General features: G+C 59.9%; 7 protein-coding genes. 6 read left to right on the forward strand and 1 reads right to left on the reverse strand.

Annotated elements, in window-relative coordinates:
* Positions 1-66 precede the first annotated feature (66 nt).
* The 6 genes from recC to yfiB all read left to right on the forward strand — a co-directional run bounded on the left by recC (position 67) and on the right by yfiB (position 11770).
* A complete protein-coding gene (gene recC / locus AC1RME_RS27415; RefSeq protein ID WP_096818673.1) occupies positions 67-3519 on the forward strand; it encodes an exodeoxyribonuclease V subunit gamma in 3453 nt (1150 codons plus the stop codon).
* Positions 3516-7205: an exodeoxyribonuclease V subunit beta gene (gene recB, locus AC1RME_RS27420; protein WP_096818676.1), complete on the forward strand. Its 3690-nt coding sequence runs from the start codon at positions 3516-3518 to the stop codon at positions 7203-7205. Before recC ends, recB begins: the two co-directional genes overlap by 4 nt.
* A complete protein-coding gene (recD, locus tag AC1RME_RS27425; RefSeq protein WP_096818678.1) occupies positions 7202-9307 on the forward strand; it encodes an exodeoxyribonuclease V subunit alpha in 2106 nt (701 codons plus the stop codon). Before recB ends, recD begins: the two co-directional genes overlap by 4 nt.
* Before the next feature lie 122 nt (positions 9308-9429).
* The gene (gene yfiR / locus AC1RME_RS27430; RefSeq protein WP_096818680.1) at positions 9430-10005 is read left to right on the forward strand and encodes a regulatory sequestration protein YfiR; all 576 of its coding nucleotides are present in this window, start codon (positions 9430-9432) and stop codon (positions 10003-10005) included.
* A complete protein-coding gene (dgcN, locus tag AC1RME_RS27435) occupies positions 10002-11270 on the forward strand; it encodes a diguanylate cyclase DgcN/YfiN (RefSeq protein ID WP_493092001.1) in 1269 nt (422 codons plus the stop codon). The genes yfiR and dgcN overlap by 4 nt, the downstream gene beginning before the upstream one ends.
* Positions 11270-11770: an outer membrane lipoprotein YfiB gene (gene yfiB, locus AC1RME_RS27440; protein ID WP_176504814.1), complete on the forward strand. Its 501-nt coding sequence runs from the start codon at positions 11270-11272 to the stop codon at positions 11768-11770. The genes dgcN and yfiB overlap by 1 nt, the downstream gene beginning before the upstream one ends.
* Here yfiB and AC1RME_RS27445 read toward each other — a convergent pair.
* Positions 11767-12714: a LysR family transcriptional regulator gene (locus tag AC1RME_RS27445; RefSeq protein ID WP_096818685.1), complete on the reverse strand. Its 948-nt coding sequence runs from the start codon at positions 12712-12714 to the stop codon at positions 11767-11769. The genes yfiB and AC1RME_RS27445 overlap by 4 nt on opposite strands.
* Positions 12715-12854 lie beyond the last annotated feature (140 nt).

Genomic DNA, 12854 nt, shown 5'->3' on the forward strand with positions numbered 1-12854 from the left:
CTGTCCTCGCCTGCCGACAATGCTAAGGTTCAGCCCTAGCTTTTGTACTTTTCCAAGGAAGCCTTCATGCCGGACACTCAGTCCCTCAACGCTGCATTCATGGTGGTTCAGAGCAACAGCCTGGACGAACTGCGCAGCCTTGTGATCAGCATAATGCGGCGCTATCCGCTGGCTCCTCTGGAGAACGAAATTGCGCTCGTGCAGAGCAACGGCATCGCTCAATGGCTCAAGCTGGCATTAGCCGAGGATCCTGAAGAGGATGACCTTGGCGGCTGCGGTATTGCCGCCGCAATTGATGTGCAGTTGCCGGGCAGTTTCATGTGGCAGCTTTACCGCATGGTCCTGGGGCGAGATGAGATCCCGGCAAAGTCCCTGCTCGACAAGGCACCTCTGACCTGGCGGCTGATGCGCTTGTTGCCGCAGGTCATCGACCTGCCGCATTTCGAACCGCTGCAACGATTCCTGACCCATGACTCCGACTTGCGCAAGCGCTACCAGCTGTCCGAGCGTCTGGCTGATCTATTCGATCAGTATCAGGTGTACCGTGCCGACTGGCTTGAGGATTGGGCCGAGGGGCGTCATCAACTACGAAATGTCAGAGGTGAAATAAAACCGCTGCCCATCACCAGTTGCTGGCAGGCGGAGCTGTGGCGCGCATTGCTTGAGGATGTCGGTGAACAAGGCATGGCTCAAAGCCGTGCGGGCGTGCACCAGCGATTCATCGAGTGCATCAACAACCTTGAAAAAGCACCGACAGGTTTGCCTTCACGAGTAATCGTTTTCGGAATTTCCTCACTGCCTGCGCAAGTGCTCGAAGCATTGGCAGGGCTGGCCCGTTTCAGCCAGGTCCTGCTCTGTGTCCACAACCCTTGCCGTTATCATTGGGCCGATATCGTTGCCGACAAGGATCTGTTGCGCCATCAATACAAACGTCAGGCTCGCAAGAACGGTATGCCCGTGGTTCTGGATTCGGAATCACTGCATCAACATGCCCACCCGCTACTGGCAGCCTGGGGCAAGCAAGGTCGTGACTACATCAATCTGCTCGACAGCTATGACGACCCCGGCAGCTATCGCGCGGCATTTCGCAATGGTCGTATCGATCTGTTCAGCGAAACAGTCCCGCAAAATATGCTCAATCAACTGCAGGATGACATTCTGGAGCTGCGCCCACTCGACGAGACGCGTGAGCTCTGGCCCGACGTCGATCTGAAGCACGACCAGTCGATTCGATTCCACATTGCCCATAGTGCCCAGCGTGAAGTGGAGATTCTCCACGATCAGCTTCTGGCCCGCTTCAGCGCCAATCCCGAACTGCGCCCGCGCGATGTAATCGTGATGGTGCCTGATATCGACAGCTATGCACCGCATGTCCGTGCGGTGTTCGGGCAGCTGGATCGTCATGATCCACGGTTCATTCCTTTCACACTGGCAGACCAGGGGCAACGCGGTCGCGATCCATTACTGATCGCTGTCGAACATCTGCTCAAACTGCCAGACAGTCGTTTCCCCGTCAGCGAAATCCTCGACTTGCTCGATGTTCCAGCGTTACGCGCACGGTTCGGAGTGGAGGAGCGGGACTTGCCGACTCTGCATCGCTGGATCGAAGGCGCCGGTGTGCGTTGGGGGATGGACGCTGATCAGCGCGCCGGACTGGGATTGCCAAATGAACTGGAGCAGAACAGCTGGCGTTTCGGCCTGAGGCGGATGCTCCTCGGGTATGCGGTTGGCGACTCAAGTGCCTGCGCGGGTATTGAGCCCTACGATGAAATTGGCGGTCTCGATGCCGCATTGATCGGTCCTCTGGTCGCCTTGCTGGATGCCTTGGAGTACTCGCACCAGCAATTGCTGAAGCCTGCGAAACCTCAAGAGTGGGGGAGCCGGTTACAGGTACTGATGCAGGTGTTTTTCAAAGCGAGCAATGAGCATGACGACTACTTGCTGACCCAGCTTGAAGAGCTGCGCGAAACATGGCTGGAGACCTGCGAGTCTGTCGGACTGGAAGACGAGTTGCCGCTGACCGTTGTTCGCGAGGCCTGGCTGGCTGGACTGGATCAGGGGCGCCTTTCTCAACGCTTTCTGGCCGGAGCGGTGAACTTCTGTACCCTGATGCCGATGCGGGCAATTCCATTCAAGCTGGTTTGCCTTCTGGGCATGAACGATGGCGATTATCCCCGGGCACAACCACCGCTGGACTTCGACCTCATGGGCAGCGATTACCGGCCGGGAGATCGCTCCCGCCGTGAAGATGATCGCTATTTGTTGCTAGAAGCACTGTTGTCTGCGCGTCATCAGCTCTACATCAGTTGGGTTGGACGCAGTATTCGTGACAACAGTGAGCGGCCACCCTCGGTGCTGATCGGTCAGTTGCGCGATCATCTCGCCAACGGTTGGTGCACGACTGACGACAGTGCGGATCTTTTGCATGCCATGACTCAGGAACATCCGCTGCAGCCATTCAGTTCACGTTACTTCCATGAGGGAAATGAGCTGTTCAGCTACGCCAGCGAATGGCAGATGCTGCATCTACGTCATGAGCCTGTTGATGTGAAAGGAATACTTGAACCCCATGTCCAGGAGGAGCCGTTGAGTCTCGCACTGCTGCAGGATTTCCTGCGCAATCCGGTGCGACACTTTTTCACTCAGCGATTGAAGGTTTACTTTGAAGCGGCACAAGTACCTCAAGCCGATGAAGAACCCTTTGTCCTGGATGCGTTGCAGCGATATACCCTCAGCGACAGTTTGCTCGAAGCGGCCCTGAGACATCCGGAGAGTGTTGATCAGGCGCTTGAGGCTCAGGCTCGGCGCCTGCAAAACAGCGGGCTGCTGCCCATGGCGGGATTTGGTGAGTGCCTGCAGCGAGAGTTGATCGAACCGCTTCCTGATTTGCTGCAACGCTATCAGCAGCTACTGACGCTTTGGCCGACTCCGTTGACCAGCGCGATCCCGATCAATCATGAATGTCAGGGATTACGCCTGGAAGGATGGCTTGGAGGTCTGCATCAACGCGCCGATGGCGGTGTGCTGTCGGTGACGACGATCCCCAACAGCATCGGTTCGATCAAGAACCGCAAATGGCACCGTCTGACCAAACCATGGGTCAATCATCTGGTCGCTTGTGCGAGTGGGCTTTCTCTGACTACGGCGCTGGTCGCCGGTGACGACACCCTTTTGCTTGAACCGATGGAGCAGGATCGGGCCTGGAAAATACTCGAAGACCTGCTGCTCGCCTGGCAGTCAGGAATGCGTCAACCGCTCCCGGTGGCGGTGAAAACCGCTTTTGCATGGCTGGGCCAGAATGACCCGCTGAAAGCTGAAGCCGCTGCCCGCAAAGCCTATGAAGGTGATGGCCAGACCAGCGAAGGTGAGCGACGCGAAAGCCCCGCATTGGCCCGTCAATTCCCGGATTACGATGCATTGTTGGCCGAAGAGACATTCCCCGATTGGTGCAACGCTTTATACCGCCCAGTGCTCGAAGCCCCTTGGCAATCCTTGGCCAGCGCGGGGGAACGTTCATGAGCGCAAAGCAGCCTCTTGCCTTGGCGTTTCCGTTAAAGGGCAGTCAACTGATCGAGGCCAGCGCGGGTACTGGCAAGACATTTACAATCTCCGCGTTGTATCTGCGCCTGATCCTTGGCCACGGTGGTGACACGAGTGGCTTCGGTCGCGAGCTGCTGCCACCGCAGATTTTGGTGGTGACATTCACCGACGCAGCGACCAAGGAGTTGCGCGAACGTATTCGCACACGTTTGGCTGAGGCCGCACGCTTCTTCCGTGACGAGACACCGCCTCCAGATACGTTGATCGATGAGTTGCGCGCGCAGTTCGACCCTCAGCAATGGCCCGGTTGCGCCAATCGTCTGGACATCGCCGCGCAATGGATGGACGAGGCTGCCGTCTCGACGATCCACAGCTGGTGTCAGCGAATGCTGCGCGAACACGCATTCGACAGCGGTAGTCTGTTTACCCAGACCCTCGAAACCGATCACAGCGATCTGTTGGGCGAAGTGCTCCGCGATTACTGGCGCCTGTTCTGCTATCCGATGCAGGGGGATGTACTGAATTGGGTTCGCAGTCACTGGGGCGGTCCGGCCGCTTTGTTGCCTCGCGTACGTGCTCTCTTCGGTACTGAACGTAATGGAGCAGAAGGCAGATCTCCGGCCGAGTTGATCGAAGAATGCCTGCAAGAACGTCGAGCAGCATTGGTTGAATTGAAAAAGCCCTGGCAGCGGTGGGCGGATGAGCTGCTCGCCATTTGTCATCAGGGCGTCGCCAGCAAGACAGTCGACGGGCGCAAGATGCAGGCTCGCTACTTCGAGCCCTGGTTCGAGAAACTCAAGGCCTGGGCTGAAGACGAGTCACTGGAGCAACTGGATATCGGTACCGGATTTACCCGGCTCACGCCTGACGGCATGGCCGAGGCCTGGAAAGGCGAGCCACCGAGCCATCCGGGACTGGACGCCATGCAGGCACTCAAATCAAGCCTCGATGAGCTGCCAACCCCCGACGCCGCGGTGCTGCAGCACGCCGCCAAATGGGTGGGCGAGCGCTTTGAAGAAGAAAAGCGTCGACGTGCTGAAATGGGTTTCGACGACATGCTGCTGCGACTCGACGCAGCCTTGCAATCCGAAGGCGGCGAGCGCCTCGCCACGCTTATTCGCGAGCAGTTTCCGGTCGCCCTGATCGACGAATTCCAGGACACGGATCCGGTGCAGTACCGGATCTTCGAGAACATCTATCGCATCGAGGAAAACAATCCAGAGACCGGTCTGTTCCTGATCGGTGACCCGAAGCAGGCGATCTATGCCTTCCGTGGTGCAGACATCTACACCTACCTGCGCGCGCGAATAGCCACCGCAGGGCGACTACACACGCTGGGCACGAACTTCCGCTCCAGCCACGGAATGGTCCGTGCGGTGAACCAGGTATTCGAACGCGCGGAGTCTCGTGAGCAGGGGCGCGGCGCGTTTCTGTTTCGAGAGAAAAACGGTGATAACCCGGTGCCGTTTCAGCCCGTGGATTCTCAGGGGCGCAAGGAACATTTACTGATTTCCGGGCAAGACGTGCCGGCGCTGAATATCTGGCATTTATCCACCGAGCAACCAGTCTCCGGTGCGGTCTATCGTCAACAGTTGGCCGCGGCCTGCGCCAGTGAAATCACTGCCCTGCTCAATGGCGGGCAAGCCGGCAGCGCTGGTTTCGCGCAGGACGGCAAGGATTTTCGCGGGGTGCAACCGGCGGACATCGCAATTCTTGTGCGTGACGGCAAAGAGGCCCAAGCGATACGCGGTGAGCTTGCCGCCCGAGGAGTGCGCAGTGTTTACCTGTCGGACAAGGATTCTGTCTTTGCGGCCCAGGAGGCTCATGACTTGCTGGCCTGGCTCAAGGCCTGTGCCGAACCGGATGTCGAGCGATCGTTGAAAGCAGCCCTGGCCTGCACCACGCTGAACCTGCCGTTGACTGAGCTGGAGCGCCTGAATCAGGACGAACTGGTCTGGGAAGCACGCGTCATGCAGTTCCGAGCCTATCGCGAGATCTGGCGCAAACAAGGCGTGCTGCCGATGTTGCGGCGTTTTCTGCATGACTTCCATCTGCCGCAAACCTTGATCGCGCGCAGTGATGGTGAGCGGGTGCTGACTAACCTGTTGCACCTGTCGGAGCTGATGCAGCAGGCAGCCTCCGAACTCGATGGCGAGCAGGCGCTGATCCGGCATTTGGCCGAGCACCTTGCGCTGTCCGGTCAAGCGGGTGAGGAGCAGATCCTGCGCCTTGAAAGCGACGAGCAACTGGTCAAGGTCGTGACGATCCACAAGTCCAAGGGGCTTGAGTATCCGTTGGTGTTTCTGCCTTTTATCTGCTCGGCCAAACCCGTGGACGGCAGCCGGCTGCCGTTGCATTACCACGATGCATCCGGCAAGGCTCAGGTCAGTCTCAAGCCTGATGCCGAGCTGATTGCCCTGGCCGACAATGAGCGGCTGGCGGAGGACCTGCGTTTGCTCTACGTCGCTCTGACCCGGGCACAACATGCCTGCTGGCTTGGCGTGACGGACCTCAAGCGCGGCAATAACAGCAGCTCGGTCCTGCATCTTTCAGCACTTGGTTATCTGGTGGGTGGTGGCGCGTCATTGAGTGAATCCAGCGGTCTGGCTCGCTGGCTCGACGATCTGCAGCAACATTGCCCTGCGCTGAGCATCGTTGAAATGCCACTGGCAACCAGCGAACGCTACCAGCCGCCACGCAACGAAGCGATCCCAAGTGCCACGTTGATCCCCAAACGCAAGGCCAGCGAAAACTGGTGGATCGCCTCTTACAGTGCCTTGCGCATCAGTGACGTGTTGAGCGTGGGCAGTGATGAAGCACCGGATAGCCCGCAAGCGCAAAAACTGTTCGACGACGAGCGCCTTGAGCCCGATGCCCCTCGCGAGATCATTCCGGGAGGGGCCGAGATTCACCGCTTCCCCCGAGGACCGAATCCGGGGACGTTCCTCCATGGACTGCTCGAATGGGCAGGCGATGAAGGGTTCGCGGTTTCTCGCGAGGCACTGGAAGATGCGATCGCCCGGCGTTGCAATCGACGCGGCTGGGAAGGCTGGATCACGACCCTCAGCGACTGGCTGCAGCACCTGCTCAAATCACCGATGCCCGCAGGCACCGGTCGACCACCGGTCGTGTTGGAGCAATTGAAACAGTATCGGGTCGAGATGGAGTTCTGGTTCGCCAGCCACAAGGTCGATGTCGTCAGACTCGACGAACAGGTCCGCAAGTTCACCCACAACGGCGTTGCCCGGGTTGCCGCCGAAGCGGTGCAACTCAACGGCATGTTCAAAGGCTTCATCGACCTGACCTTTGAACATGACGGTCGTTACTACGTGGCGGACTACAAATCCAACTGGCTGGGCGTCGATGACGCCGCCTACACCGAACTGGCCATGGAACAGTCGATTCTGGAAAACCGTTACGACCTGCAATACGTGCTGTATCTGCTGGCACTGCATCGTCAGCTCAAGGCCCGCCTCGCCGATTACGATTACGACCGGCATGTTGGCGGTGCGCTGTATCTGTTCCTGCGGGGCTCTCGTGCTGACAGCGGTGGTGTGTATTTCGTGCGGCCGCCGCGAGAACTGATCGAGCGTCTGGATCGGATGTTCCAGGGCAAACCGGAACCGAAAGCCGAGCCCGCGTGGGAACAGGGAGAATTGCTATGAGCCGCACCATCGCGGATTTTCCGCCGGTTTCACTGGATGCCGACGGCCTCGCGCAGCTCACCCCTCTGACGCGAGCCCATGACCTGTTGCAGCTACTGAACCTCTGGGTCGAGCGTGGATGGCTGCGGGCGCTGGACAAGGCATTCGTGGCATTTCTTTACGAGTTGGCGCCTGACGTTGATCCGTTGGTATTACTTGCCGCCGCGTTGACCAGTCATCAACTCGGCCACGGTCATGTGTGTCTGGATTTGTTCGAAACCCTCAAGGCCCCGGACTTCGCCCTGTCCCTGCCGCCGGAGGGTGACGTGCAATCGGGTGTGTTGTTGCTGCCATCGCAATTGCTTGAAACCCTGGAAGGGGCGCACTGGTGCAAGGTGCTGGCCGGCAGTTCGCTGGTGGCGCTGGCTGCCGATGACAGTGAGTCTGCACGGCAATGTCCTCTGGTGCTGTCCGGTAAACGCCTGTACTTGCGGCGGTACTGGGCCTATGAGCGACGCATCGACACTGCTCTGCGTCAGCGCTTGGCGGAGCATGAGCCGACGCCGGGCGATCTGTCGCAGCGGCTGGACGAGTTGTTCGGATCGGCAAAGAACGCCGACGCGATCGACTGGCAGAAACTCGCCTGCGCGCTGGCGACCCGAGGTGCTTTCAGCATCGTCACGGGCGGGCCTGGCACCGGCAAGACCACCACGGTGGTGCGTTTGCTGGCGTTGCTTCAGGCCCCGGCGGTCGAAGCCGGTCAGCCTCTGCGTATTCGCCTGGCCGCCCCCACGGGTAAGGCGGCTGCGCGGTTGACCGAATCCATCAGCCAGCAAGTGCAATCGCTGAAAGTCACCGACACCGTTCGGGAAAAGATTCCTTCCGAGGTCACGACTGTTCACCGTTTGCTCGGCAGCCGTCCCGGCACCCGACACTTCCGTCACCATGCCGGGAACCGTCTGCCGCTGGATGTGTTGGTGGTCGACGAAGCGTCCATGATCGATCTGGAAATGATGGCCAACCTCCTTGATGCGTTGCCGTCGCACGCTCGTCTGGTGTTGCTGGGCGACAAGGATCAACTGGCCTCCGTCGAGGCCGGTGCGGTGCTGGGGGATCTGTGCCGCGACGCCGAGGCGGGTTGGTACAGTCCGCAGACCCGCCAATGGCTGGAGTCCGTGAGCGGTGAGTCCTTGCAGGACAGCGGTTTGCATGAGGACATCGACGGTACACACCCGTTGGCGCAACAAGTGGTGATGTTGCGTCACTCGCGGCGTTTCGGCGAGGGCAGTGGCATCGGCCAGCTCGCGCGTCGGGTGAATCAGCAATTGCCGGATGAGGCTCGCCAACTGTTGGCAGGGCGAAGCCATGACGACGTGTATTCACTGGCGCTTAAAGGTGAGCAGGACCACGCGTTGGAGCGGCTTGTTCTGGAAGGGCATGGCGATGGCCCCCACGGGTATCGGCATTATCTGAGCGTTCTGCGCAATCAGCGTCCGCCTGCCGGAGCTCCCCTTGAGCATCCAGGTTGGCTCGATTGGGCGCGTGAGGTCTTGCAGGCGTTCGATACCTTCCAGCTGCTGTGCGCGGTGCGTAAAGGGCCGTGGGGTGTCGAGGGGCTGAACCAGCGCATCACCGACGCGCTGCTCAAGGCGCGGCTGATCGACAGCGACCAGCAATGGTATGAAGGTCGTCCGGTCCTGATGACCCGCAATGACTATGGCCTGGGGCTGATGAACGGTGACATCGGCATTGCTCTCAAACTGCCCGAGCGTGATGGGCCGAACGTCGGTGAAGCGGTCCTTCGGGTGGCGTTCCCGCGTAACGACGGGCGCGGCGGGGTACGGTTCGTGTTGCCGAGCCGGCTCAATGATGTGGAAACCGTGTACGCGATGACGGTGCACAAGTCGCAAGGCTCGGAGTTTGCCCATACCGCACTGATCCTTCCGGACGCCTTGAATCCGGTGTTGACCAAAGAGCTGATCTACACCGGCATTACCCGAGCCAAGCATTGGTTCACCTTGATCGAACCGCGAGCCGGGGTATTTGAAGAGGCGGTGCAGCGCAAGGTCAAGCGCTTGAGCGGTCTGATGCTGGAACTGGAGGAGGGCGTGGGACCTCGATAATGAAAATGCTGACGGATCCCGGCGTTATCTGACCAGCCGGTCAGAGGGTGCTGTATCGCTGGCGTTCCAACGCTGTGCTATCGTTGCGGCATCATCTCGTTACGATCCAAGAGAATCCCTGCATGAAGCTGGCTGTCTGGGCGACAGAGCGCGTAGTTGGCAGCAAGCAAGTGTTGCTTGCCGGTCTGCTCTGTTTGCTCACGGGTGTGGCTGCTGCCCAGCCGCAAACACCGGTGGGTATGGCCGAGCAACGGGCAAAATCCGTTACTCAGGTGGTCCTCGGCATTCTCAGTTATGCCCGCTGGCCGGTTGAACCTGCACAATTGCGCCTGTGCATCGTCGGTCCCACCGAATACACCGACGACCTGGTGAAAGGCACGACCCAGGCCACGGGCCGACCTGTCACGGTGCGTCGCCTGCTGGCCGACAACCCGTCTATCGTCAGCGAGTGCGATGCGGTGTACATCGGCAAACTCACCGCCGATGAACGCAGCCGACTGTTCGCTTCGCTGATTGGCCACCCGGTATTGAGCATCAGCGAGGGCGGCGATCAGTGCACGGTCGGCAGTCTGTTCTGTCTGCGAGTCGGTGATGAGCAGGTGTCGTTCGAGGTCAATCTCGACTCCGTCGCCCGCAGCGGCGTGCGCATTCATCCGAGCGTGCTGCAGTTGTCGCGCCGCAAGCCGGCGGCCCCATGAGACGCAACAAATCCACAGGGCGTCCGACCCTGGGTTCGGTCATCGGTCGCGGGCATTTGATTGTCGCGCTGGTTGCCGTGGGAATGGCCAGTGTGTCCCTGACCCTGCTCGGTGTGCTGGCGCTGCGGGTCTATGCCGATCACAACCTGCACCTGATCGCTCGTTCGATCAGTTACACCGTGGAAGCGGCGGTGGTGTTCAACGACAAGCCTGCCGCGACGGAAGCGCTGGCGTTGATCGCCTCGACCGAAGAGGTGGCGGACGCGCAGGTGCTGGACAGCCAGGGCCAGGAGCTTGCGCGTTGGCAGCGTCCGGAGAACGGCTTGTTTTCCGGGCTGGAAATGCAGATAACGCGGGTCGTTCTGGAAAAACCGATCAGCCTGCCGATCCTGCATCAGGATCGCGAGATCGGCCGGATCCTGCTGACGGGGCACGGCGGCAGCTTGATGCAGTTTCTGTTGAGCGGTCTGGCGGGCATCATTCTCTGCACCGCGATCAGCGCCTGGGTGGCGCTCTATCTGGCGCGCCGTCAGTTGCGCGGGATCATCGGCCCGCTGCACAGCCTGGCGGGAGTCGCCCACGCCGCCCGCAGTGAGCGGGCGCTCGACCGGCGCGTACCTCCGGCGAAAATCGCCGAACTCGACAACCTCGGTAATGACTTCAATGCCCTGCTTGATGAGCTGGAGTCCTGGCAGACCCACCTGCAAAGCGAGAACGAAACCCTCGCCCATCAGGCCAGCCACGACAGCCTCACCGGATTGCCCAATCGCGCGTTCTTCGAAGGCCGTCTGATCCGCGCACTACGCAGCGCCAGCAAACTCAACGAGCGGATGGCGGTGCTGTTTCTCGACAGTGACCGTTTCAAGGGCATCAACGACAGTTTCGGTCATGCCGCCGGCGATGCGGTGCTGGTGGCGGTGGCTAACCGGATTCGGGCGCAGTTACGCGAAGAGGATCTGGTGGCGCGTCTGGGCGGCGATGAGTTTGCCGTTTTGCTGACGCCGTTGCACAAGACCGAAGACGCCGAGCGCATTGCCGACAAGATCCTCGCCAGCATGGACACCCCGATTGCATTGCCGGGCGACACCAGTGTGGTGACCTCGCTCAGTATCGGCATTGCGGTTTACCCCGATCATGGCGCCACACCCGGCACCTTGCTTGATGCGGCTGACGCCGCCATGTATCAAGCCAAGCGCCTGTCGCGTGGCGCCCAATTCACGGCCGGGGCGGAGCACCCGGTCGATCCCGTTCAAACCAGGAGCTAATGCCCGTGTTCTCACTTTCCGTTCGACTGTTTTCCACACTGATGTTGATGGCCATGTTGGCCCTGACCGGATGCCAGACCGCCCCGCAAAAAGGCCTGACGCCAGCGCAGATTGCCGTGCTCAAACAGCAAGGCTTTGAACTGACCGACGATGGTTGGGAGTTCGGCCTGTCGGGCAAAGTGCTGTTTGGCAGCGACATCGAAAGCCTGAACAAGCAAAGTACCGAAATCGTCGAGCGTATCGGTAAAGCCTTGTTGGGTGTCGGCATCGAACGGGTGCGAGTGGATGGTCACACCGATGCCTCGGGCAAGGAAAGCTACAACCAGCAGCTGTCGCTGCGCCGAGCGAAAAGCGTCGGCAAAGTGCTGACCACGGTCGGCATGAAGGAAGAGAATATCCAGCTGCAAGGCCTCGGCAGCCGCGAACCGGTGGCCTCCAACGACACCGTTGCCGGCCGCACCGAAAACCGCCGGGTATCGATTGTGGTCAGCGCCGATTAATCGGCAAACTGCATCTCTCGCGTCTGCCCCATCAACAGCGCCTGATTGCGCTCGGTCACCTCGCGGATGTAATCCCACAATAGGGTGATCCGCTTGAGCTTCCTCAAGTCCTCCCGGCAGTACATCCAGAACTGCCGGGTGATGTCGATTTCCTCCGGCAGCACCGGTAACAGGCGTGGGTCCCGAGCCGCGAGGAAACACGGCAGAATCGCCAGCGAGCGCCCCTGCTGCGCCGCCACGAATTGTGCGATCACGCTGGTGCTGCGCAAATTGGCGCTGGCGCCGGGCACCACGTTCGCCAGATACAGCAGCTCCGAGCTGAACGCAAGATCATCCACATAACTGATGAATTGATGCTTGCCCAGGTCTGCGGGGCGGCGGATCGGCGGGTGTTTGTCGAGGTATTCCTGGGTCGCGTAGAGCTGCAAGCGGTAGTCGCAGAGTTTGCAGCATACATACGGCCCGTGTTCCGGGCGTTCGAGGGCGATGACGATGTCGGCCTCGCGTTTGGACAGGCTGATGAAGTGCGGCAGCGGCAGGATGTCCACCGAAATTGCCGGGTAGGCGTCGACGAAGTGGCTCAGTTGCGGCGTGATAAAGAAACTGCCGAAACCTTCGGTGCAGCCCATCCGCACATGCCCGGAAAGTGCGACACCGGAGCCGGACACCTGTTCGCAGGCCATGTGCAGTGTACTTTCGATCGACTCGGCATAACTCAACAGGCGCTGGCCTTCGGCGGTCAGCACGAAACCGCTGGTGCGGGACTTTTCGAACAGCAACGTGCCCAACGCCGCCTCCAGCGAACTGATTCGCCGCGACACCGTTGTGTAATCCACCGCCAGGCGTTTGGCCGCAGTGCTGGCCTTGCGGGTACGGGCGACTTCGAGGAAAAACTTGAGGTCGTCCCAGTTCAGCGAGCCTAAAGATGTGATGTTTTTTTGCATGATGGACGGGCTTATATGTGCGTTCTTATTAGAAGTTTGCACATCTATACTCCAAAAACAGTCCGACAACCAATTCGTGACACACGCCTCATCTCAAGGCGAACCCTTCGCCTTGGCTCCTAAGATAAAAACAAGTTCTG

The organism is Pseudomonas sp. GW822-FHT03F08, assembly GCF_058801265.1.

Bases quoted from the DNA above. Each gene is read 5' to 3' on its own strand.
- recD (WP_096818678.1), top strand. From the start codon at position 7,202: ATGAGCCGCACCATCGCGGATTTTCCGCCGGTTTCACTGGATGCCGAC.
- yfiB (WP_176504814.1), top strand. From the start codon at position 11,270: ATGCCCGTGTTCTCACTTTCCGTTCGACTGTTTTCCACACTGATGTTG.
- AC1RME_RS27445 (WP_096818685.1), bottom strand. From the start codon at position 12,714: ATGCAAAAAAACATCACATCTTTAGGCTCGCTGAACTGGGACGACCTC.
- recC (WP_096818673.1), top strand. From the start codon at position 67: ATGCCGGACACTCAGTCCCTCAACGCTGCATTCATGGTGGTTCAGAGC.
- yfiR (WP_096818680.1), top strand. From the start codon at position 9,430: ATGAAGCTGGCTGTCTGGGCGACAGAGCGCGTAGTTGGCAGCAAGCAA.
- recB (WP_096818676.1), top strand. From the start codon at position 3,516: ATGAGCGCAAAGCAGCCTCTTGCCTTGGCGTTTCCGTTAAAGGGCAGT.
- dgcN (WP_493092001.1), top strand. From the start codon at position 10,002: ATGAGACGCAACAAATCCACAGGGCGTCCGACCCTGGGTTCGGTCATC.